Here is a 22,581-nt window from a genome sequence, read left to right as displayed (position 1 = left end):
GCGTTTCTGGTGCGTGCGAGACGCGGGATCGGGATCTAGCTGCCCGGCTTCGGCTCGTCCCCGGGTGCCGCCTCGCCGGCTGGCTTCGCGTCGGGCGCGGGCTCGTCAGCTGCGGCGCTCGGCTTCGCGTCCTCTGCGTCACCGTCGGGCCGCACCTCCTTCTTCAGGATGCGCATCGACTGGCCGAGGCTCTTCGCGAGCCCGGGGAGCTTCGGCGCACCGAACAGGAGCAGCACGATGAAGAGGATGATGATGAGCGTTGGGCCGCCCATGTTGCCGATCATAGAATCCAGGTCCCTTTCGCGGCTGCCGGCTAGGAGGCGTCGGTGCTGCGCGGCGTCTTCGCCGCATCGTCAGGCGTCTCGGCCGCGGCCGCGTCGTCGCTGCGCACTTCCTTCTTCAGGATGCGCATCGACTGTCCGAGGCTCTTCGCGAGCCCGGGAAGCTTCGGCGCACCAAACAAGAGCAGGATGACAAAGAGGATGACCAGCATGTGCCAGCCACTGAGGTTGCCCAGCATGTGAATGCTCCGATCGTTCGTGGTGACGCGATTATCGCACGTCGGACTGAATAGCGACCCCGCTGCCGCGAGAACGTCGCGCGATTGCCCCGAGCACGAGCGACAGCAGGGCGCCAACGCCCAGGCCGATCGCCGCGCCGATCACCGCCATGAACCCGATCGCCTGGCCGAGCGTGTAGTCGGCCTTCTCGGCGATGGGGAACACGAGGACGAGCAGCATCGCGATGAGCGCGCCGAGCGCGGCGGTGCCGACGAGGACGCGGCCGTAGCGCACCGAGCGCTGCAGCGTCACCTCCCGCGAGGCCTCGACCACCGTTGGTTCGGCGATCTCGGGCTCGGCAGCTGCAGCGACCTCGGGCTCGGCGGCCACGGGCGCTTCGGCCTCGGGCGCTTCGGGAGCGACAGGCTGCGCGGGATCTTGCTGCGGCTGCGGGGCCGCGGCGTCGGGAGTACTCATGCGTCCATTCTCTCAGGCTGCGACTGGGGATCGGGTCAACCGGCCACGCGCACGAGCGGCAGCAGCCCGGTGAGGTTCGCGCGGGTGCCAGACACCGCGACGCGCGCCGCCGCGAGCGCGTCCTCCCAGGCCAGCTCCCCCGTTGCGAGCGCAAGCCAGGTCTCCGGGTCGGTCTCGATGACGTTGGGCGGGGTGCCGCGCGTGTGCCGCGGCCCCTCGACGCACTGCACGGCGCCGAACGGCGGCACCCGCACCTCCACCGAGTTCCCCGGGGCGCGCTCGGCGAGCTCCTCCAGCAGGTAGCGCACGGCGGTCGCCTGCACGGTGCGCGGTGCGTCGGCCTCGCGCACGGCGGCGAGCGCCGCGCGACCGTCTGCGTCCGAGATCCTGCGCTTTGCCATGCCAGCCAGCCTAGCGTTTCGGTCGCGGCCCGTCGGCGCTGCCCGCGCGCGGGGACTAGGCTTATCGGCGTGAAGATCCTCGTCTTGGGGCCGGGTGCCCGCGAACACGCCATCGTTCTTGCGCTCCTCGCTGAGGACGCCGACCACGAGGTCGTCTGCGCCCCCGGCAACGCCGGGATCGCGGCGAGCGGCGTGGCCACCCCCGAGCTCGCGTACACGGATCCGGCAGCGGTTGCCGCGTTCGTCGCCGAGCGCGGCTTCGACCTCGTCGTGATCGGGCCGGAGGCCCCGCTCGTCGCCGGTGTGGCGAACCCGCTGCGCGCGGCAGGGGTGCCGGTGTTCGGGCCGGATCAGGACGCCGCGCAGCTTGAGGGGTCGAAGGCCTTCGCCAAGCGCGTGATGGACGCCGCCGAGGTGCCGACCGGGCGCGCGGCGCGGGTCGCCTCGGTGGCCGAGGCCGGCGCGGTGCTCGACGAGTTCGGCGCCCCGTACGTGGTGAAGGCCGATGGCCTCGCGGCAGGCAAGGGCGTGCTCGTCACCGAGGACCGCGACGCCGCGATCGCGCACGTCGAGACCTGGGCACCGCACGGCGATGTGCTCGTCGAGGAGTTCCTCGACGGGCAGGAGGTGTCGCTGTTCTTCTTCGCGGATGGTCACGACGTGCTTCCCCTCAGCCCGGCGCAGGACTACAAGCGCATCTTCGACGGCGACGCCGGCCCGAACACGGGCGGCATGGGCGCCTACTCGCCGCTGCCGTGGGTGGCCGACGACTTCGTCGCCGAGATCACTCGCACGGTGGCGTTGCCGACGGTGCGCCAGCTGGAGGCCGAGGGCACCCCGTTCGTCGGACTGCTCTACTGCGGGCTGATCGTCACCGAGAAGGGGGTGCGCGTGATCGAGTTCAACGCGCGCTTCGGTGACCCCGAGACGCAGGTGGTGCTCGCGCGCCTGGAGTCCCCGCTCAGCCAGTACCTCCTCGCGGCAGCGACCGGGCAGCTCGCCGCGCAGCCCGAGCCGCGGTTCTCGGATGAGCCTGCGGTGATCGTTGTGGTGGCGAGCGAGGGATACCCGGGCGAGGTCGTGACGGGCCGCCCCATCACCGGGCTCGACGCGGCGGCAGCGGTGCCCGGCGTGCACCTGGTGCACGCGGCGACCGCGCGCGACGCGGACGGCGGCTGGGTGGCCACCGGCGGCCGCGTGCTCGGTGTGGTCGCGCGCGGGGAGACGTTTGCCGCGGCGCGCGAGCGCGCGTACGAGTCGGTCGGGCTGATCACGCTAGCTGGCGCTCAGCACCGCACGGATATCGCGGCGCGCGTGGCGTAGCGCCCGGTCGCGCATCTCGCGGAGCCGCGGGGTCAGCTGAGCTGGTCCCGCGGCTCTTCGCGTTCTCGGGCGGCGCGGCCGACGCGGCGCCCCACGCGCCAGGCGGCGATCGCCGTTGCGGCGCAGATGGTGAGGGCCACGCCGATGAGCACCAGGTAGCGGGTCTCGGTGCGCGCGCCGGCGTAGGGCAGGCTGTCTGACCAGTCGAGCATGACGCGCACGAAGACGAACGCGACCCCGAGCCCGACGAGCGCGGTCACGCTCGCCGCGCCGATCGCCCCGCGACGGCTGGCGCGGCTGGTGCTAGCGCGCCGGCCCATCCGGCTGGTCGCCGCGGATCAGCGCGTCGAAGTCGAGCTCGGCGGTCGTTGGCTCGTCCTGGTCCTCGTCGTCGGCGCGCTCGGCCTCGACGTTCGGGGCGTCGGCGGCCTCGACCGCTTCGGTGTCGGCACCCTCGGCGGTCTCGACCGCATCGGTGTCGGTAACCTCGACGGCGTCGGCCTCGGCGGCATCCACTGAACCATCGTGCTCGGCGTCGACGGCGTGCGCCGGCTGCGCGTCGTGCTCCGCGGCCAGCTGCGCTGCGACCTCGGGAGTCAGCGGTTCGACCCGGATGGTGTCGTTCAGCTCAACGTCAGCGTCCGCGTCAGCAGCACCCTCCGCCTCGGGCTCAGCCTCGGGCTCGCTTTCAGCCTCGGGCTCGCCCTCGACCGGCTCAGCGGCCGGCGCGGGGGCAGCGACCCGCCCCTCGGCGACCGCGGTCTCGAGCGCCGTGGTGAGATCACGCAGCAGCACCTGCCAGCCGTCCTGCGAGGCCGCCGCGCGCGCCGCAGCCTCCGGGAGCGCGTCGAAGCCAGTCTCGGTCACGGTGATGCCGGTGTCCTCGCCCTGGGTGCGCAGCGTCACGAGCACCGCGGTCTCGCGCTCGTCGCCGGCCTCGCGCCAGCGGAAGCCAACGGCGTGCCCCTCGACCCACACATCGACGGTGCCGCTCGCGTCGCGGCTCACGGACGTCTCACCGGTGTCCTCCGACCAGCGCTCGGAGATCGCACCACCAACGTGCGGTTCGAGCTGCAACTCAGGCCACCACTCCGCGCGCCGCTCGGGCTCGGACAGGTACGCCCACGCGGCAGTCCGCGCCGCCCGCACGCGGCTTCTCGCCACAACCGGCCCGAGTGGGATCATGGTCTTCCTCCGCGTTCGTCGGTGATGGATTCAGGAGCAACGCTCCCCATCTACACATGACCTTAACCGTCGCCCCCGACATCGCGGTGCACCCGGCGCGAATGTCGCGGAAATACGCGGTTCTCGGGAGCTATTTTGCGTACATTCCCGTTCCCGCAGCCGCGCGCGCGAGCCCCGCGGGCGCGAGATGGAAGAATGGGGGCGTGACCGAACTCCCCACACCCCTGCAGCTGCCCGGTTGGACCCACACCTACTCGGGGAAGGTGCGCGACCTGTACGTCCCCACCGACGGCCCGGGGAACGTGCTGCTCGTCGTCGCGAGCAACCGCGTGAGCGCGTTCGATCACGTGCTCGAGCCCCCGATCCCGGGCAAGGGCGAACTGCTCACCGCGCTGTCGAACTGGTGGTTCGAGCAGATCGATCTCCCGAACCACCTGATCGCGCCCGCGCCGGGCATCCCCGAGGTTCCCGCGGAGGTCGCCGGCCGCGCCATGCTGACCCGCCGCCTCGAGATGTACCCGGTGGAGTGCGTGGTGCGCGGGGCGCTCACGGGCTCCGGCTACGCGGAGTACGTCGCGACGGGTGCGGTGTGCGGCATCGAGCTGCCGGCGGGGATCGCCGACGGCGACCTGCTCGACGCCCCGATCTACACGCCGGCGTACAAGGCGCCGCTCGGCGAGCACGACGAGAACATCACGTTCGAGCGCAGCGTCGAGCTGGTGGGCGAGGACGCGGCGACGGCGCTGCGCGACGCCTCGCTCGCGATCTTCACGCGCGCTCGCGAGCTCGCAGCGGCACGCGGCGTGGTCCTCGCCGACACCAAGTTTGAGTTTGGCCGCGATCCCGAGACCGGGGAGCTCGTGCTCGCCGACGAGGTGCTCACGAGCGACTCGTCGCGCTACTGGGACGCGGCGACGTACGAGGATCCCGCGCTCGCCGCGGGGGATCGCCTCGCCTCCTTCGACAAGCAGATCGTGCGCAACTGGCTCGCCGCGAACTGGGATCGCACGGGCACCCCGCCTGCGCTGCCCGCGGAGATCGTGTCGCAGACCCGCGCACGCTATCAGGAGCTCTTCGACCGCATCACGGGCTAGCCCCGACGCCCGACACTCGACGCGCCGCGCGCCAGGTAGACTGGTGCCAGGGAGTGGCCCGTAGACGCGTGCCGCATCACCCACCGACCGTCGAATCGCGAAACCGGAGTCGCCAGTGCCCACGATTGTTGTTGATGTCATGCCCAAGGCCGAGCTGCTCGATCCGCAGGGCAAGGCCACTACCGGCGCGCTGGATCGCCTGGGCCACGGCAAGTTCGAGAACGTGCGCATCGGCAAGCGCTTCGAGTTCACCGTCGCCGGCGAGGTCACCGCAGAGGTGCTCGCCGAGGTCCGTCAGGTCGCCGACGAGATCCTCTCGAACTCGGTGATCGAGGACGTCGTCGCGATCTCGGTCGACGGCGAGCCGGTCGGCGAGGCCCGGTAATGGCGACCCGTATCGGCGTCGTCACGTTCCCCGGCTCACTCGACGATCGTGACGCGCAGCGCGCGATCCGCATCGCCGGCGCCGAGCCTGTCGCGCTGTGGCACGCTGACCACGATCTGCAGGGCGTCGACGCGATCGTGCTGCCAGGCGGTTTCAGCTACGGCGACTACCTGCGCGCCGGCGCGATCGCCGCGATCGCCCCCATCATGACCGAGGTCGTCGCTGCGGCGAACCGCGGGATGCCCGTGCTCGGCATCTGCAACGGTTTCCAGGTGCTCGTCGAGGCGAAGCTGCTGCCTGGCGGTCTGATCCGCAACGCGCACCAGCAGTTCATCCGCCGCGATCAGCGCCTCGTGGTCGAGAACATCGACACCGCCTGGACGCACCTCTTCGCGCAGAACGAGGAAATCGTGATCCCGCTCAAGAACGGTGACGGAGGCTACATCGCCAACGACGAGACGCTGCGGCGGCTCGAGGGCGAGGGCCTCATCGCGTTCCGCTACGCCGAGGTGAACCCCAACGGCTCGCTGAACAACATCGCCGGCCTCAGCAACGAGCGCGGCAACGTGGTCGGCCTCATGCCGCACCCCGAGCACGCGGTCGAGGCCGGGTTCGGCCCGGATATGCCCGACGCGATGCGATCCGGCACTGATGGGCTGCGCTTCTTCGAGGCCGCGATCCAGGCGCTCACCGCGCGCGTCTAGGCACACGCCCCACACCAAAACTGCCGCCAGTTTGATCCGGATCCAGCATTCATACCGGATCAAACTGGCGGCATTTTGTTGGGGAGGATCAGGCCGCGCGCGGCGTCCGAGTAAGCGAGGCCAGCGCGGGATCGATGCCGTACGCGAGCAGGCGGAAGCTCGTCCCGTCGGCGCGCACGATCTCGTGCTCGCGATCCAGTAGGCGCGCGAAGCCCATCCGGTCGTACATCTCGTAGGCGGCGACCATCTCCGTGCTCGTGTTCAGTACCACCTGGTCGACCGCTCGGACGCGGCCGAGCCGCAGCCCGTGGCGCATCATGAGTGAGCCGATGCCGCGCCCGCGGGCCGCGCCGCTCACGCCGAGCAGCCTGAGATCCATCTCGCCGGGGCGCGCGACGTCGCTGAGCACCTCGCCGGGGCGCGGGGTGGTGATCGTGGCGAGCAGCGTGCCCGTCGCGGTGTCCTCCGCCACCCACACGCGGTGCTCGGCCGCGCGCGCTGCGACGTCGGCGATCTCGGCGAGGTACTCGCCTGGCAGCCCCTCGTAGTCGTCGCGGTACGCTGCGAGCACGAGCTCGCTCACCGCCGCGATCTCCGCGTCACGAATCTCGCGCACGCGCACGTCGGGCCGCTCCTGCAGCGGGTAGCTGAAGCTCAGCGAAGCGCCGTAGTTCGCGCCGTCGAGCTGGTGATCGAGCTCGGGCGTGCGCGCGAAGCCGATGCGCGCGTAGAGCCGCGCCGCGGGGTTCTGCACGCCGGTGTCGAGGCGCACCTCGCGCGCGCCCCAGCGCATGGCCTCCTCGATGCCGGCACGCACGAGCGCCTCGCCAACGCCCGCGCCGCGCGCGCTGGGCGCGACGACCACGAGGCGCAGCTCCACCTCGCCCGCCGCCGCGAGCTTCGCGTAGCGGGTGCCGCCGCGCAGCACGGAGACCGCGCCGATCAGCTCGTCACCGCGCGCGGCGACGAGGATCCGGCCGTCGGCGTCGCGGCCAGCCGTGTCCCGCTCGAGCGCCAGCCACTCGGCGTCGTCCGCGAGCTGCGCGCCGTAGGTGCTCTCCGCGTACGCCGCGTGCACGAGCGCCGCCTCCGCGGGGTACTCCCCCTCCGCGATCCCTCGGATCACGAAGTCGGGGGCCGCGGGGGCGGCGTTCGTGTGGTGTTCGGGCGTCAGCTCTGTCTCAGGCACCCGAGTATTTTACTCCTGCGTGGCGATCGCTCCCCCGCGCCGTGCGCGCCGCGCGAGGGCGAGCGTCACGAGCAGGGCTCCGGCCCCGAGCAGTCCGGCCCCGCCGAGCAGCCACGGCAGCGTGCTCGCCCCGCCGGTCTCCGCGAGCGGCGGCTTCGGGATCGGCTTCGTCGGATCCTCGGGGATCACCGGGTTCGCCGTGCACGGCAGCTGCGCGGGATCGCACACCTCCGGCGTCGGATCGCCTGGCTTCACCACGAAGTTGAGGAGCACGCCCTCGCCGTCGGCCGCGCTGGGCAGCACCTCGACCGTGTAGCTCACGGTGGCGCGCTGCTTCGGCGCGAGCTCGCCCGCGATCCGCAGCACGTCGCCGTCGAGCGTCGCGGTGAGCCCCGCCCCGCTCACGGTGGGGCCGGAGATGAGCGCCGCGTCGTCGAGCACCCCGGCGAGGCGGTCCTCGAAGTCGACCGCGCCCGCCGCGGTGCCGAAGTTCTCGAAGCCGAGCGTGTAGCTCAGCTGCTCGCCGGCGGCCACCGCGGTGCCGCTCTCCGGGTCGACCTGCTTCGTCACCTCGATGTCCGGCTTCGTCTCGACCGGGTGCACCGTGCAGTTGGGGGCTGCCGGCTCGCAGACGAGCGGCGGCTCCTCACCGGCCCCGATCACGACGTTGCCGAGCTGGTGCGGCGTCGTGCCCTCGGCCGCCGGTGCGGCCGGCCGCTCCCGGTCGGGCAGCACGCGCACGGTGTAGCTCACCGTAGCGTGTGTGCCAGCGGCGAGCGAGCCGCGCACGTCGATCCTGGCCTCGCCGTTCGCGCCGCGCGCGAGGACCGCCTTCAGCGTCCCATCGCCGTCGATCGCGACGACCGGCTGCGTGATCAGCTCGGCGTCGTCCACCACATCGTTCAGGATGTCGCGGTGCTGCACGGCCGCGCGGTCCGGGCCCCACGCGTCGAACGACAGCGTGTACGTGACCTCGTCACCCTCGCGCACCTCGGTTCCCGAGGCGGGGTCGGCGGACTTCGAGACGTCGAGGCCGGGCATCACGGCGGGGTGGTCGGTGCAGATCACGTCGTCGTCCGGGAAGCAGCCGGGCAGCTCGAGCGACTCGCCCTCCCCGACGAGGTAGTTCGTCACCCGCGCGCCGTGCGGCAGATCCGCGTGCATCCGCATGGTGTACACGACGGTCGCGGTCTGACGAGCGGCGAGCACGCCGCTCACGTCGATGCGTTCATCGGCGGCGTTGAACACCGCCGCGACGCTCGACCCCGCGTCCTGGTTCACCGTGATCTCGCCCTCGAAGTCGGCGGAGGTGAGCACGTCGTGCAGCCCATCCCAGTAGGCAACGGGGCCGGCTGCCGCGCCGTCGTTCGTGAACGTGAGCGTGTAGGTGATCGCCTCGCCGGCGCGCACCCAGCTCTCGCCGCTCTCGGTGACGGCGGACTTCGCCGGCCGGATCGCTGGCAGCGGGGTCTCCGTGCACTCGGGGTCGCCCGGCTCGCACACCTCGGGCGGCTCGGTGACGCCGGGCGGCAGGAGGAAGTTGGCGGCCTGGCTGTTGCCCTGCGCGGCCGCCTCCTTCACGCGCACCGTGTAGGTGACCTTCGCGGTCGCCCCAGCGGCGAGCGTGCCGCCGATCGTGAACGCCTCGTCGGCGATCTCCGTGACCGTCACCGACGGCGTGTCGGAGGCCGGCTGGCTCACCACGGTCGCGTCGTCGAGCACGTCGCTGAGGTCGTCGGTGCGCGCGACGTCGCCGGTGGCGGCGCCCGTGTTCGTGATCGTCACGGTGTAGCTGAGCGTCGACTCGCCCGCCACGATCGGGTCATCCGACGCGGTGACCTCCTTCACGTAGGAGACCTCGGGCACCGGGTTCGTGGTGCACGCCTCGTCGCCCTCCTCGCAGGTGATCGGCGGCTCGGTCACGCCTGGCGCCAGCAGGAAGTTCGCCAGCACGTTGTCGCCGCGCTCCCCGTCAGGGAGCACCTCGACCCGGTAGCGCACGGTCAGGGTCTCCCCCGCCGGCACGGTGCCGCTGATCTGCAGCGCATCGCCGCTCGGGCCGGTCGCGGTGAGCCCGGCGTCGGCCTCCAGCGAGCCGGCGACGAACGCGGCGTCATCGAGCACGCCGCGCAGATCGTCACGGTGGTCGACGGTGGCCGGCGCGGTGCCGGCCGAATTGTCGAACGTGAGGGTGTATCGCAGGGTGTCCCCCGCCGACACGGTCGTGCCCGACTCGGGGTCGACGCCCTTGCGCACCGTGAGGTTCGGCACCGGGTGCACGGTGCACGGTTCGCCTGGCTCGCACACCTCGGGCTTCTCGTCACCGGCGAACAGGAAGTTCGCGAGCGAGTTGTTGCCGCGCTCGCCGTCATCCTTCACGGTGGCCTCATAGCTGACCGTCAGCCGCTCGCCGGCCGGCACGGTGCCGGTGATGGTGATCAGCCCGGCGCTCGGCCCGGCCGCGGTGAGTCCGGCGTCGGCCTGCAGCGAGTCGGCAACGAACGTCGCGTCGTCGAGCACGTCGCTCAGGTCGTCGGTGTGCTCCACCGCGGCGGGGGCCTTGCCCGCGCGGTTGTCGAAGGTGAGCGTGTAGCGCACGGTATCCCCGGCCGCGACCGGCTGACCGCTCGCCGGGTCGGCGGTCTTCGTCACCTCGAGCGCCGGCACCGGGTTCGTGGTGCAGAGCTCCTCCGGCGTGCAGACCGTCGGGGGCTCGGTGCCCTCCGCGAAGAGGAAGTTGACGAGCTCGTTGTCGCCGCGCTCGCCGTCGGCCAGCACCGTCACGACGTAGCGCACGGTGAGCGTCTGCCCGGCCGGCACCGTGCCGGTGACGGTGATCGTCTGCTCCGGCTCGGAGTACACCGCGGTGAGCCCGGCCGGCACCTCAAGCGATGCCGGATCGAACGCCGCGTCGTCGAGCACGCCGCTGAGGTCGTCAACGTACGAGACCGGCGCTGGCGCGCGCCCGCTCGAGTTATTGAACTCGAGCCCGTAGCGCAGCTCGTCGCCCGGCTCCACCGGCGTGGTCGAGCCGACGTCAACGAGCTTCTGCACCACGAGGTCGGGCAGCGGCGCCGGGTGCTCGGTGCACAGCTCGGACTCCGGCGCGCAGGTGGTCGGCGGCTCCGTTCCCGTCGGGAAGAGGAAGTTGCCGAGCGAGTGATCGCCGCGGTCCGCCTCGGGGAGCACCCGCACCCGGTAGGTCACGGTCGCGCTCGCGCCGGGCGCCAGCGTCCCCGTGATCGCGAGTTCGCCGTCGACGATCGCACCGGTAAGTGCCCCGGCCGGGGCGACCATCGGATCCTGGATCAGCTCGGCGTCATCGAGCACGCCGCTGAGATTGTCGGTGTACGCGACGTCGGCCGGCGCGCTGCCGGTGTTCTCGAACTGCAGCGTGTACGTGAGCTCGTCGTCCTCGAACACCTCCGTACCCGTCTCGGGGTTCGCCTGCTTCGTCACCTGCAGATCGGGCTTCGTGCCCGGGTGCACCGTGCAGGGATCGCCCGGCACGCAGGTCTCCGGCGCCTCGTCGCCGGCGAAGAGGAAGTTCGCGAGCTCCGCGCCGTCGGCGACCGGGTCGTTCACGGTGACCTGGTAGCTCACGGTGGCGGTCTCGCCCGCGGCGACCGCGCCGGTGACGCTGATCTTCCCCGAGCCGTCCGGGCCGGTGGCGGTGACGCCAGCGCTCGCCGTGAGCGAGCCGGCCACGAACGTCGCGTCGTCGAGCACGTCGGACAGGTCGTCGGTGTGATCGAGCGGGGCCGGCGCGGTGCCAGCGGTGTTGTCAAAGCTGAGGGAGTAGCTCACGGTCTGCCCGGCGACGACGGGCTCGCCGCTCGCGGGGTCCGCGGACTTCGCAAGCACCAGATTGGGATCCCCAGCCGGGTGCGTGGTGCAGGGGTCCTCGGGGAGGCACTCGCCCGGCGGGGTCGCCCCCTCCTCCAGCAGGAAGTTGCTCAGCACGTCGTCGCCGCGGTCGGCAGGGTCGTTCACCGTCACGGTGTACGTGACCGTCCTGGTCGCGCCAGCCGGCACGAGGCCGGTGATCGTGAGCTTGCCAGAGGCCGGGCCCGCGACGTCGAGCCCGCCGTCATCGGTCACCTCCCCGAACGTCGCGTCGTCGAGCACGCCGGACAGATCGTCATCGTGCGCCACGGTCGCGGCGGCCGCGCCCGCCGAGTTGTCGAAGGTCAGCGAGTACGTGAGCACATCGCCAGCGGATACGAGCGTGCCGCTCTCCGGGTCGGCGCTCTTCGCAATCTGCAGGTCTGGGAGCTTCACGGGGTGCTCGGTGCAGAGCTCGGACCCTGGCTCCGGATCAGTGGCACAGACCGTCGGCGGTTCCTCGTCGCCTGCCACAACAAAGTTCGTCAGCACCGGGGCCGTCTCGCCCTCTGGCACTACGGGGTCGTCGACGCGCACCACATACTCGACGCGGCCGGCGGCGTTGCCGCGCAGCGTACCCGTGACGCTCAGGGTGCTCGCCGCCTCGTCGAACGTCGCGGCGATCGTGTGCGCCTCCGGGTTGCCGGGGTCGGCCGGGTCCGACGCGCCGACGATCCGCAGCGAGTCCGGGAGGAAGGTGCCGTAGCGCAGCACCTCGGCCAGGTGGTCGACGTGGTCGACGGTGGCCTCGGCGGCGCCCCAGTTCTGGAAGTCGAGTCGGTACGTCACGAGCTGCCCGGGGCTCACGGCCTGGCCGTCGCCCGGCAGGGAGGACTTGCGCACCTGGAGGTCGGAGCCGAGCACCTCGTGCGTGGTGCAGCGCGGGTTCGATTCGAGGCAGGTCTCCGGGATCTCCTCGAGCGGGTCTCCGTTGTCGTCAACGTGGATCAGGAAGTTCTGCAGCACATCGCCGGCGGTCTCGCTCGTCACACGCACGGTGTACGAGACGTTGATGATCTTGCCTGGCGCCATCTCCCCACTGAGGGAGATCCTCGCCGGGCTGCCGGCCGGTTCCGTCGCGGCGACGTCCCCGATGTCGCCGTCGGGAGAGGTGATCGAGATCGAGCCAGGCACGAACTCCGCCTTGTCGAGCACGCCGCCGATGAAATCGTCGTAGACGATCTGGCCGGGCACCTGGCCGGTGTTGTGGAACGTGAGGGTGTAGGTGATCTCAGTGCCGTGCACGACAGGGGCGCCCGAGAGCGGGTCCGACTCCTTCACCGCGGTGATGAGCGGCACCCCGAGCGCGTAGTCCTCCACCTCGCCGGCGGATCCCACGCCCGTCGGCACGAGCACGCCGGTCGGGTTCAGCCCGTCCTCGCTCGCCGCGATCCGCAGCCGGAGGTACACCACCGGCCCGTACGCGCCCTCGGCCGGGCCGAGCTCCGCAAGCTGCGGCCAGCTCAGCGTGGCCGTGCCGCCCGCGCACTCGGCGATCTCCGAGCGCTCGGTGTCCGGGTCGAACGATCCGTCGCGGTTCCAGTCCAGCCAGCCGGCGACGAAGCCGGTGGTGCCGTTCGCCCGGCACGCTACCGTGAGCGGATCGCCGTTGTTGAAGCGGTGGCCCTCCTCCGCGCGTGGCAGCTGATCGAGCGGGATCGCGTCCTCGTCGCTCGGTGAGTCCGTCTCGTCGTCGAGCAGCGCGTCCCAGCTGTGGAGGTGCTCGGTCTCCGCGTCCACGTGTGTGCCGAGCGTCAGCGGGGACTCCCCCGGAACACTGAGCTCGAAAGCATCGGAGAACACATCAGTAGCGCCCGTCCCAGGAATGATCGTGCCCTGCCATTCAGGCTGGAAGATCGCACCAGCCGCCCCGAACGACTCGGGTGCATCACCGAAATCGACACTCATCACCATGCCGAGCGCCACGGCGCTGTGCCCGCCGCCCTGCATGGACACGTGCGCAGCCGTGGCCCCCTCCATGAAGCCAACGGCCATCGGACCGTATCCCTCGCTCGTCCAACCGATGCACTCGTACCCCTGCGGGTCAAAGCGAATTCCGCCCTGCGGAGTTGGATTGGCGAGGGTTGTCTCCGTGCAGTCCGCGTTTCGCGCGCGGTCGATGATCCGCCAATTCACCGGGGTGTTCAGCGGCCGCGGATCGACCTGCAGCCACTCACCTGTCTGGCTGCTGCTCGACTCAGCGTCAGCGACGACGAGCCCCTGCAACGGAATTGGCGTCGTGGTTCCGTCTGCAGTCACGTAGCTCGCCGAGCAGTCGAAGTCGAACGAGGCGGCACCGCCGAACTGCGTGTTCGTGATGCCAGTCACCATCGTGTTGAGGGTGCCGGGGCCGCCCTGGTAGTAGAGGCGTGACAATCCATCACCAGCAAAGGATCCCGAGCGGTACGTGCTGATCTCGCCGGACACACCTGAGATCGTGCAGGTGGATACTATTTTGTCCGCGCCGATCTGACGCTCGTTCGTATACCTCTGTCCATCTGCAATCGGCTGCTCCGCTGCTGGGAATGTGAACCAGTCGATCGAGCTGCGATGCTCACCGGTGCCGCCTTCCGCGAAGTCGGCCTGGGCCGGAGCTTCCCCACTGATCCCCGGAAGCGCGACGATCGCGCCCGCAACGACCGCGATTGCGGCAATGAAAGCACCCGATCTTTGGAACCGGGCCAGCCGATTCGTCCGTGCAATATGTCCGAACGCCATGGTTCGCCCCTTCTCGGGGACACGGCAGCCGCGTCCCCTCACCCCAAAACTCACCCAACCTAGTACCACTCATGCTACGCAGTGAGGAGAGATCCGAGTAGAGCTTTCTCGATTCCCACGCGGAACCTGTGCGGCGCCGCCAGCGGCGCTTCGCACGATCGCCACTGAGCGAGGAGGGTTCGCCGCGCTGGGGGAGAACGGGGTGGGGCTACCGATGCCCGGCGGGCAGAGGAGCGGGCGTCACCGAGCCGAATGGCGACGAAGCGTATCGCTGCGCACTCGCGCTAGTGCGGGGGCAGCGGGGAGCCCGGCACGCTGAAGTCGGGCTGACCGTTCGGCAGCGCAGGAATCGGGCGGCCGTCGGCGAAGGTCGGCCAGGGCAGCAGCGGGCCACTCGCGGCCGGCGCGGGCGCAGCCGGCGCCGCCGGCGCGGGGTGCGCGGCGGGCGTGGCCGGGGCGGCCGGGCTCGCCGGCGCTGGCGGGGCCAGGGCGCCGGCAGGCGGCGCGGCGCGATACGGGACGGCGCTCGCGCCGCGATCCGGCACTGCGGTTCGCAGCTTCGCGCGCGCAGCGTCGCGCTCCGGGGCGCCGTAGAACCAGCGCAGCAGCAGCGTGATCGCGAGGCCGAGCGCCGTGAGGATCAGCGTCGCCACCGCGATCTTCCAGTACAGCTCAGGGATCAGCACGTTGAACGTCTCGATCGCGATCGGAGCGGTGAAGAGAATGCCAGCGAGCACCGCGAGCATGCTCGTGATGAACGCGAAGCGGCCGATCGCCTCCGGCTTGCCATCGCTCATGCCGAGCAGCAGCTGGCAGCAGCCGAGCACGAGGCGGGTGACGCCGATCACGACGATGCTCTTCCAGAGCAGCGACCAGCCGAGCAGGAACGGGTCGTACGGCGTCATCCAGGTGACGATGAGCAGCAGCGCGAGGATGTACGAGTTCGCGATCAACGCCACCGGCGCGTACCACTCAGAACGCAGCTCGCGGCGCGTGTCGAGCGCGGTCAGCCCGACGAACACCGCGAACACGAGGAACGTGGCGAAGACGCGCTCGAACTTGCCCTGGAAATCACCGATAAAGAGCAGCGAGATCGAGGCGATCGTGAGCGCAGCGAGCAGCACGATGCTGATCTTCAGGAAAGTGGACAGCGTGCGCGGCTGGCTCCCACCCCCCTGCGCCTCGGGGGCGGTGCCGACGGGATCGGCGGCCGCGGCGCGGTCGGGGGCAGCGTTCGGGGTACTCATGCACCCAGTTTCGCGGTTCCCGCTGAAAAACACCAGAAACGGGCCCGCCGCGTTTGCCGACTACGGCCCGATCCCGAGGCGCGCCCAAACGCCGTAGACTAGCCGGGTGAGCGCTGGCCGCTCCGATCGTAGCCGTACCGCCCCCGAGCCCACGGAGCACATCAGCGTGACTGAACCCACCGCCCCGATCCACCTCCCGGACACCGTCGCAGACGCGATCGCGACGCCCGACAAAGAGCAGCCATACGACGCGCTCGGCCTGAAGGCCGACGAGTACGCGCAGATCCGCGAGATCCTCGGCCGCCGCCCCACATCGGGTGAGCTGGCGATGTACTCCGTCATGTGGTCGGAGCACTGCTCCTACAAGTCGTCGAAAATCTACCTGCGCCAGTTCGGTAAGAAGGTCAACGACAAGATGAAGGAGCGCCTGCTCGTCGGCATGGGCGAGAACGCCGGTGTCATCGACATCGGCGAAGGCTGGGCCGTCACGTTCAAGGTGGAGAGCCACAACCACCCCTCCTACATCGAGCCCTTCCAGGGCGCGGCGACCGGTGTCGGCGGTATCATCCGCGACATCATCTCCATGGGCGCGCGCCCCGTCGCGGTGATGGATCAGCTCCGCTTCGGTGACATCGACGAGCCGGACACCGCCCGCGTGGTGCACGGCGTGGTCTCCGGCATCAGCTCATACGCGAACTGCCTGGGGCTGCCGAACCTCGGCGGCGAGACCGTGTTCGACAAGGTCTACCAGCAGAACCCGCTCGTCAACGCGCTCGGCGTCGGCGTGCTCCGCCACGAGGACCTGCACCTCGCGAACGCTTCCGGCCTCGGCAACAAGGTCGTGCTCTTCGGCGCGCGCACGGGCGGCGACGGCATCGGCGGCGCGTCGATCCTCGCCTCCGACTCGTTCGACGAGGGCGGCCCGACGAAGCGCCCGGCCGTGCAGGTGGGCGACCCGTTCGCCGAGAAGGTGCTCATCGAGTGCTGCCTCGAGCTGTTCCAGGGCGACCTCGTCGAGGGCATCCAGGACCTCGGCGCAGCCGGCATCTCCTGCGCCACCTCCGAGCTCGCGGCCAACGGCGACGGCGGCATGTTCATCGAGCTCGACAGCGTGCTGCTCCGCGATCCCTCGCTGACGGCCGAGGAGATCCTCATGTCGGAGAGCCAGGAGCGCATGATGGCGATCGTGGCCCCCGAGAAGCTCGACGCGTTCCTCGCGGTCACCCAGAAGTGGGACGTCGAGACGAGCGTGCTCGGCGAGGTCACCGACACCGGCCGCCTCGTCATCAACTGGCGCGGCGAGGAGATCGTCAACGTTGATCCCTCGACGGTCGCCGTCGACGGCCCCGTCTACGAGCGCCCCGTCGCGTACCCGAGCTGGATCGACGCGCTGCAGGCCGACTCGGTGAACGCCGCCGGCCTCGCGCGCGACGGCTCCGCCGAGGTGCTGCGCCAGCAGATGATCGACGTCGCGGCGTCGCCCAACCAGGCATCGGTCGACTGGATCACGAACCAGTACGACAAGTACGTGCTCGGCAACACCGCGCTCTCCTTCCCGGACGGCGCAGGCATGATCCGCGTGGATGAGGAGAGCGGGCTCGGCGTCGCGATCTCCACCGACGCGAACGGCCGCTACTGCCAGCTCGACCCGTTCGCCGGCGCGCAGCTCGCGCTCGCCGAAGCGTACCGCAACGTCGCCACCTCCGGCGCCGTTCCCACCGCGGTGACCGACTGCCTGAACTTCGGCAGCCCCGAGAACCCCGAGGTCATGTGGCAGTTCTCGCAGGCCGTCGAGGGCCTGTCCGACGCGTGCCTGGCGCTCGAGGTGCCCGTCACCGGCGGCAACGTCTCCCTCTACAACCAGACGGGCGACACCCCGATCCACCCGACCCCCGTGGTTGGCGTGCTCGGCATCATCGACGACGTTGCGCGGCGCGTGCCGAGCGGCTGGCAGGATCAGGGCGAGCACCTCTACCTGCTGGGCGTCACCCACGACGAGCTCGACGGTTCTGCCTGGGCCGGCACCGTGCACGATCACCTCGGCGGGCGCCCGCCGGTGGCCGATCTCGACGCCGAGCGCCGCCTCGCCGGGCTGCTGCACGCCGCCTCGCAGAACGGCATCCTCTCGGGCGCCGTCGACCTCTCAGAGGGTGGCCTTGCGCAGGCGCTCACCGACGGCGCGCTGCGCTTCGGCGTGGGTGCCCGCGTGTGGCTCGAGGAGATCATCTCGCGCGACGGCGTCGACGCGACGGCGGCCCTCTTCTCGGAGTCGCAGGGCCGCGTGCTCGTCGCGGTGCCCCACGAGGAGGACGTGAAGTTCCGCGGGCTGTGCGAGGGCCGCGGCTACCCGGTGCTGCGCATCGGCGTGACGGATGGCGCTGGCGAGGATGCTGCGATCGAGGTGCAGGATCGCTTCACGCTGCCGCTCGCCGAGCTGGGCGCCGCGTCGCGTGCGACCCTCCCCGAGCGCTTCGGCCCAGTGGTGGGTTAGGAGTACCCCCCTCCCCTCTAACCTCATTTGAAAAGTGGCAAACCGACCCTTCACGCGCGTGAAGGGTCGGTTTGCCACTTTTGGATTGGGGTGGCGGGGGGGCGAAGGGCGGGGCAGGGGGGTGCGGGGGCTTGGCTCGCGCACAGGGGGCTCGCATTGCTTGTTCTCCACAAAAAGGGGATCTGAGGTTCCGGGGCGGTCGCGCTGGCCGATCCTGGAGGCATGCCCCAACCACCCGCCCCGCTCCCCGAGCCCCTCGAGTCTCGACCGTTCTCCGTGCGCGAGGCACGCGCCGCCGGGATGACCGAGCGCGTGCTGAGCCACCACCGGTTCGTGCGTCCCTTCCACGGGGTCCGCGATGTGGCGTGGCTCGGCACCCCGCAGGGGCGCGCCGCGGGCACGCAGCCCGATGACGCGCTCGCGCGTGCCGCTACGCGGGTGCGCCCACGCATTCGGGAGGGGGAGGCACTCAGTCACACCACAGCGCTCCACCTCTGGGGCTGTCCCATTCGCACGTCACCTGCGATCCACCTCACCGCCCCGCTGCCGCACAGCCGCTCGGTGGCCCACGGAGTGGTGGGACACACCCGCACGACGCCGTTTCCCACGCGCGCGCAGCCGGGCACGGGGGCACCGCTGATCGCGCCGTGGCTCGCGCTCTGCCAGTCCGGCGCCCTGCTGCCGTTTCGGGAGCTCGTGGTGGCAGCCGATCACCTGCTCCGCGATCCCGCGGCGCGCGGCGGTCCACCGCTGGCCTCGCTCGCTCGGCTCCGCCGCGCGGCGCTCACCGAGCGCGTTCGCGGAATCGCGGCAGTCAGGATCGCGCTGCGGGTTGCCAGTGTGGGCGCCGAATCGCGTATGGAGTCTCTGCTTCGGCTCATCCTGGTGCGGCACTCGCTCGATCACCACTTTGTGTTGCAGCAGTCGGTGCACGCTCCGGGTGGCGAATGGATCGGACGGTTTGACCTCGTCTGCGCGGCCCGCAAACTCCTCGTGGAGTACGACGGCGACCAGCACCGCACCAGCCGCACCCAGTACGAACGCGACCTCGAACGGCTTGACGCGGCGCGCGAGGCCGGATTTCACGTCCTCCGGTTTCGCGCGAAGCACGTGCTGTTGGATCCCGTGGGCACCGCCGCCCGGGTCGCGGACGCGCTCGGCGTATCGCCCAGCCCGGTGCGGGGGAAACTCGGCGAGCTCCTTGCAGAGGACGGGGTCACCGGATGAACATGCTCATGCACACTCCCGCTCAGCCGCTGCGCTCCGCGCTGGACGCGAGCGCCGGCCTAGCCCTTGGCGGGAGCGAGTTCGCGGAGTACGGCGTCGGAGAAGACCGGCCACGCGGCCGCCGACCACTCGCCGAAATTCCGGTCGGTGAGCGCCACGCACGCCACCTCGGCGACCGGGTCCACCCACAGGAATGTTCCGGCCTGACCGAAGTGCCCGTAGGTCTCCGGGCTGTTCAGGCTCCCCGTCCAGTGCGGGGTCTTGCCGTTGCGGATCTCGAAGCCCAGCCCCCAGTCGTTGTGCTCCTGGCGGCCGAACCCGGGGAGCACGCCGTCGAGACCGGGGAACACCACGTGCGTGGCGAGCGCGATCGTGTCCGGGTGCAGCAGCTGCGGGTTCTGCAGTTCGGCGGCGAAACGGCTGAGGTCGGCAACCGTGGAGACCCCGCCGGCGGCGGGCGGGCCCTCGAGTCGTGTGTGCGTCATCCCCAGCGGTTCGAGGATGCCCTCGCGAAGGTACTCAGCGAAGGGCATTTCCGCCCGCTCGGCGAATACCTCGGCGAGTACGTTGATGCCGCGGTTCGAGTACACGCGCCGCCGTCCGGGACGTGCGCGAAGGATGTCCTCCGAAAAGTCGTACCCCGAGGCGTGCGCGAGCAGGTGCCGCACGGTCGAGCCCTCCGGACCGGCAGGGTCGTCGAGCTCGAGCACGCCCTCTTCCACGCCGAGCAGCACCGCGGCGGCGCTCAGCAGCTTCGTGACCGAGGCGAGCTTGAACTCGCGATGCTGATCGCCGTGCTGGCCGAGAATACGGCCGTCCTGCGCAATGACGGCCGCCGCGGCGTGCTTCACGGGCCAGGTGTCGATCGTGGTGAGACTCTCCATGCGTCAACGGTACCGGGCCAGCGCCCACCTCGCCGCCACGAGCGCGCCGGCCCGCGGGCTTCGCCCCCGCTACGGCCGGTAATAGACCGCGACCCGGCGTCCCGCGTGCTCGAGCACCTCAACCGGAGTCTCGAAGACGCGCTCCAGCACCTCGGGAGTGATGATCTCCTCGGGCGTCCCCGACGCGACCACGCGGCCGTCCGCGAGCGCGACGATGCGGTCGGCATACGCGGCGGCGAAGTTCACGTCGTGGATCACGAGGATCACCGTCTTGCCCAGCGCGTCGGCCGCGGCGCGCACCTGGCCCATCATGCCGACCGCGTGACGCATGTCGAGGCCGGTCAGCGGCTCGTCGAGCAGCACGTAGTCGGTGTCCTGCGCCAGCACCATGGCCACGAACGCGCGCTGCCGCTGACCGCCAGACAGCTCGTCGATGAAGCGCTCCTCCATCCCGGCGAGGTCGAGGAACGCGATCGCCGCGTGGATCGCGCGGTGGTCCGTCTCGGTGAGCCGCCCGGCGGAGTGCGGGAAGCGGCCGAACGTGACGAGCTGTCGCACCGTCAGTCGCGCCATGAAGTGGTTCTCCTGCTTCAGGATCGACACGACCTGCGCGAGCTCGCGGGACTTCGAGGTGCGCACGTCGAGCCCGCCGACCGTCACGCTCCCACTGTCCGCCTCGAGCAGGCGGCCGATGATCGTCAGCATGGTCGACTTCCCCGCACCGTTCGGGCCGATGAGCGCGGTCACGCCACCGCGTTCGATGGTGAGGTCGATGGGGCCGAGCACGCGGCGACCGGCGTACTCCTTCCCCACGTTCGTGAGCTGGATCAACGCAGCCCCTTTCTGAGCAGAACAATGAGGAACAAGAGCCCGCCGATGAACTCGATGATGACGGTCACCAGACCGCCAGCGGAGAACACGTGCTTCAGGATGAAGGTCGCCCCGATGAGGGTCACGAGGCCGATCCCGATGGCGAGCGGCAGCACCTCGGCGTGCGTGTCATTTCGCGCGAACTGGTAAGCGAGCGTTGCGACGAGGAAGCCGTAGAACGTCATGGGACCCACCATCGTGACGGACACGGAGACGAGCACCGCAACGAGGACGAGGATCGTGACGATCTCTCTGCGGTAGTGCACGCCGAGACTCACCGCGGCATCACGTCCGAGCGCGACAACGTCGTAGGTGCGGCGCTTCGCCCAGACGAAGAGCAGGATCCCGACCGCGATCGTGGCAGCGACGGGGAGGTATTCGACGTTGCCCTTCCCGATGCTGCCAAAGAGGCGCGCGCTCAGCACGTCGAACTCGCTCGGCGTGAGCATCCGCTGCATGAACGTCGACACCGACCCGAAGCCGATCCCCAGCACGACGCCAACGAGGAGCAGGAGGTGCAGGTTTGCGTGTTTTCCTGAGAACAGCCAGCCGTAGAGGGCCGTGGCGAAGAGCACCATGAGCCCGCTCTGGGCGAGGATCTTCGGGATCCCCTCCATGCCGGACGCCGCGGTGCCGAAGACGAACACGAGCGCGGTCTGCGTGAGAACGTAGAGCGCGTCGAAGCCCAGGATCGACGGGGTGAGGATACGGTTCGACGTTGCCGTGTGGAACAGCACCGTGGCGACCGACTGGCACACCGCGACGAGGGCGATCGTGCCCAGGGAGGCGAAGCGCGACTGCACGATCACCCAGAAGCCGGAGCTGCCGACCGGGGCCGGATTGCCGTAGCTGAGTACGGCGACGGCGAGCGCGAGCGCGACTGTGTAGACCAGCACGATCGGGATCGCGCGGCGCCAGCGCGGGGCTGCAGGCTCCGGGGCGTCGGGCAGCACTCCAGCCGCGCTGAGTGTGACGATGCTAGCCACGAGCACGCCCCCTCAGGAGGATGGTGATGAACACGACCGTGCCGATGATGCCGAGCACCATCGAGACGGGCACCTCGAACGGCATGCGAATCACTCGGCCGATGATGTCACAGATGATCACGAGCGCCACACCGCCGAGGCACACCCACGGCAGGTTGCTCCGCACGTTGTCACCGCGAATCGTCGCAACGATGTTCGGGACGACGAGCCCGAGGAACGGGAGGAAGCCAACGACAACGACAGTCACACCAGCGGAAACCGCGACGAGCGCGGTGCCCGCGATCACGATCGCGTCGTAGCTCATGCCGACGTTCGTCGCGACGTCGCGGCCAAGGCCAGCGACAGTGATGCGGTCGGCGAGCAGAAACACCAGCAGAGTGACGACCGCGACGATCCACAGCACCTCGTATCGCCCGCGCACCACACCGGTGAAGCTGCCCATGAACCATGTCCCCACCATCTGCAGCAGGTTGAACTGCACGGCGAGGAAGGTGGTGAGCGCGCCAACGACCGCGCCCAGCATGATGCCGATGAGGGGCACGACGAGCGTCGTGCGGATGACTACGCGCCGCAGGATCAGCATGAAGGCCATCGCGCCGACGAACGCGAACGCGCTCGCGATCGCCATGCGCCCGAGCAGCCCGACGCCCGGGGCGATGATCGCCGTGAGCAGGAGGCCGAGGGAGGCCCACTCCGTGGTGCCGGAGGTGGTCGCGTCGACGAAACGGTTCTGCGTGAGCATCTGCATCACCAGCCCGCTCGCCGCCATTGCGGCACCCGCGAGCACGAGCGCGAGCGTTCGGGGCACGCGCGTGATCCAGATCATCTCCGCGCCCATCTCCCCGTCCGAGAGGTCGTAGACCCCGACGAACACGGAGAGCACGAGGAGCGCGAGGACACCGAGCACGGCGAGGATGAGCGGCCACGGGGAGGAGCGGCGGGCCGGCGTCATCTCCTCCGCGCTCGGCGCAGTGGCAACGCGAGAGCGCCCGCTCAGCCGAGCGGGCGCCCCCTG

At 70.5% G+C, this 22,581-nt stretch carries 19 protein-coding genes; 6 read left to right on the top strand and 13 right to left on the bottom strand.

The genetic code is table 11. The annotated features are described in order from the left end of the window. Nucleotides 1-35 precede the first annotated feature (35 nt). The 4 genes from EGM46_RS03170 to EGM46_RS03155 are packed head-to-tail and all read right to left on the bottom strand — an operon-like array spanning nt 36 to nt 1,378. The gene (locus tag EGM46_RS03170; protein WP_431194063.1) at nt 36-272 is read right to left on the bottom strand and encodes a twin-arginine translocase TatA/TatE family subunit; all 237 of its coding nucleotides are present in this window, start codon (nt 270-272) and stop codon (nt 36-38) included. 41 nt (nt 273-313) lie between these two features. Beyond that, nucleotides 314-520 carry a twin-arginine translocase TatA/TatE family subunit gene (gene tatA, locus EGM46_RS03165; protein ID WP_125098722.1) on the bottom strand — a complete coding sequence of 69 codons (207 nt, stop codon included), beginning with the start codon at nt 518-520 and terminating at the stop codon, nt 314-316. 31 nt (nt 521-551) lie between these two features. After that, on the bottom strand, nt 552-977 hold the full coding sequence (locus tag EGM46_RS03160) for a hypothetical protein (RefSeq protein ID WP_125098721.1): 426 nt from the start codon (nt 975-977) through the stop codon (nt 552-554). 35 nt (nt 978-1,012) lie between these two features. After that, nucleotides 1,013-1,378 carry a sterol carrier family protein gene (locus tag EGM46_RS03155; RefSeq protein WP_125098720.1) on the bottom strand — a complete coding sequence of 122 codons (366 nt, stop codon included), beginning with the start codon at nt 1,376-1,378 and terminating at the stop codon, nt 1,013-1,015. 69 nt (nt 1,379-1,447) lie between these two features. On the opposite strand from EGM46_RS03155, the gene purD reads away from it, so the two are divergent. Next, the gene (gene purD / locus EGM46_RS03150) at nt 1,448-2,701 is read left to right on the top strand and encodes a phosphoribosylamine--glycine ligase (protein ID WP_125098719.1); all 1,254 of its coding nucleotides are present in this window, start codon (nt 1,448-1,450) and stop codon (nt 2,699-2,701) included. Between the two features lie 32 nt (nt 2,702-2,733). On the opposite strand, the gene EGM46_RS03145 is transcribed toward purD, so the two are convergent. Beyond that, nucleotides 2,734-2,961 carry a hypothetical protein gene (locus EGM46_RS03145; RefSeq protein ID WP_125098718.1) on the bottom strand — a complete coding sequence of 76 codons (228 nt, stop codon included), beginning with the start codon at nt 2,959-2,961 and terminating at the stop codon, nt 2,734-2,736. Between the two features lie 43 nt (nt 2,962-3,004). Beyond that, nucleotides 3,005-3,886 carry an SRPBCC family protein gene (locus EGM46_RS03140; RefSeq protein ID WP_125098717.1) on the bottom strand — a complete coding sequence of 294 codons (882 nt, stop codon included), beginning with the start codon at nt 3,884-3,886 and terminating at the stop codon, nt 3,005-3,007. 203 nt (nt 3,887-4,089) lie between these two features. Here EGM46_RS03140 and EGM46_RS03135 point away from each other — a divergent pair, with 203 nt between their 5' ends. The 3 genes from EGM46_RS03135 (at nt 4,090) to purQ (ending at nt 6,069) form a co-directional block, all read left to right on the top strand. Continuing rightward, on the top strand, nt 4,090-4,980 hold the full coding sequence (locus tag EGM46_RS03135; protein WP_241156150.1) for a phosphoribosylaminoimidazolesuccinocarboxamide synthase: 891 nt from the start codon (nt 4,090-4,092) through the stop codon (nt 4,978-4,980). A 115-nt stretch (nt 4,981-5,095) separates the two neighbouring features. Then, nucleotides 5,096-5,365 carry a phosphoribosylformylglycinamidine synthase subunit PurS gene (purS, locus tag EGM46_RS03130; RefSeq protein ID WP_125098716.1) on the top strand — a complete coding sequence of 90 codons (270 nt, stop codon included), beginning with the start codon at nt 5,096-5,098 and terminating at the stop codon, nt 5,363-5,365. Continuing rightward, entirely contained in the window at nt 5,365-6,069 is a 705-nt protein-coding gene (purQ, locus tag EGM46_RS03125) for a phosphoribosylformylglycinamidine synthase subunit PurQ (RefSeq protein WP_125098715.1), read from the top strand. The genes purS and purQ overlap by 1 nt, the downstream gene beginning before the upstream one ends. A gap of 88 nt (nt 6,070-6,157) precedes the next feature. Here the strand turns inward: purQ and EGM46_RS03120 are convergent, their stop codons facing one another. The 3 genes from EGM46_RS03120 to EGM46_RS03110 all read right to left on the bottom strand — a co-directional run bounded on the left by EGM46_RS03120 (nt 6,158) and on the right by EGM46_RS03110 (nt 15,108). Then, complete coding sequence (locus EGM46_RS03120) at nt 6,158-7,258, bottom strand: GNAT family N-acetyltransferase (RefSeq protein WP_125098714.1); 1,101 nt, start codon at nt 7,256-7,258, stop codon at nt 6,158-6,160. A gap of 9 nt (nt 7,259-7,267) precedes the next feature. Continuing rightward, entirely contained in the window at nt 7,268-13,861 is a 6,594-nt protein-coding gene (locus tag EGM46_RS03115) for a CshA/CshB family fibrillar adhesin-related protein (RefSeq protein ID WP_125098713.1), read from the bottom strand. Between the two features lie 284 nt (nt 13,862-14,145). Continuing rightward, nucleotides 14,146-15,108: a hypothetical protein gene (locus tag EGM46_RS03110; protein WP_125098712.1), complete on the bottom strand. Its 963-nt coding sequence runs from the start codon at nt 15,106-15,108 to the stop codon at nt 14,146-14,148. Nucleotides 15,109-15,274: 166 nt separating this feature from the next. Here EGM46_RS03110 and purL point away from each other — a divergent pair, with 166 nt between their 5' ends. Further along, nucleotides 15,275-17,599 carry a phosphoribosylformylglycinamidine synthase subunit PurL gene (gene purL, locus EGM46_RS03105; RefSeq protein ID WP_125098711.1) on the top strand — a complete coding sequence of 775 codons (2,325 nt, stop codon included), beginning with the start codon at nt 15,275-15,277 and terminating at the stop codon, nt 17,597-17,599. A 222-nt stretch (nt 17,600-17,821) separates the two neighbouring features. Beyond that, nucleotides 17,822-18,826 (top strand): endonuclease domain-containing protein, encoded by a 1,005-nt coding sequence (locus tag EGM46_RS03100; RefSeq protein WP_125098710.1) that lies wholly within the window; start codon nt 17,822-17,824, stop codon nt 18,824-18,826. A gap of 59 nt (nt 18,827-18,885) precedes the next feature. Here the strand turns inward: EGM46_RS03100 and EGM46_RS03095 are convergent, their stop codons facing one another. The 4 genes from EGM46_RS03095 to EGM46_RS03080 all read right to left on the bottom strand — a co-directional run bounded on the left by EGM46_RS03095 (nt 18,886) and on the right by EGM46_RS03080 (nt 22,518). Next, nucleotides 18,886-19,710, bottom strand: coding sequence for a serine hydrolase domain-containing protein (locus EGM46_RS03095; RefSeq protein ID WP_125098709.1), 825 nt, complete (start codon nt 19,708-19,710; stop codon nt 18,886-18,888). Between the two features lie 69 nt (nt 19,711-19,779). Next, nucleotides 19,780-20,541 carry an iron ABC transporter ATP-binding protein gene (locus tag EGM46_RS03090; protein WP_125098708.1) on the bottom strand — a complete coding sequence of 254 codons (762 nt, stop codon included), beginning with the start codon at nt 20,539-20,541 and terminating at the stop codon, nt 19,780-19,782. Beyond that, the gene (locus EGM46_RS03085) at nt 20,538-21,566 is read right to left on the bottom strand and encodes an iron chelate uptake ABC transporter family permease subunit (RefSeq protein WP_241156149.1); all 1,029 of its coding nucleotides are present in this window, start codon (nt 21,564-21,566) and stop codon (nt 20,538-20,540) included. Before EGM46_RS03085 ends, EGM46_RS03090 begins: the two co-directional genes overlap by 4 nt. Further along, the gene (locus EGM46_RS03080; RefSeq protein ID WP_125098706.1) at nt 21,559-22,518 is read right to left on the bottom strand and encodes an ABC transporter permease; all 960 of its coding nucleotides are present in this window, start codon (nt 22,516-22,518) and stop codon (nt 21,559-21,561) included. Before EGM46_RS03080 ends, EGM46_RS03085 begins: the two co-directional genes overlap by 8 nt. Nucleotides 22,519-22,581: the final 63 nt, after the last annotated feature.

The sequence above is a fragment of the Leucobacter chromiireducens genome, from assembly GCF_003917135.1.
GTDB classification, from domain to species: domain Bacteria; phylum Actinomycetota; class Actinomycetes; order Actinomycetales; family Microbacteriaceae; genus Leucobacter; species Leucobacter chromiireducens_A.
The sequence above is the reverse complement of the archived record's forward strand: the minus strand, read 5'-3'. Positions and strand labels throughout refer to the sequence as shown.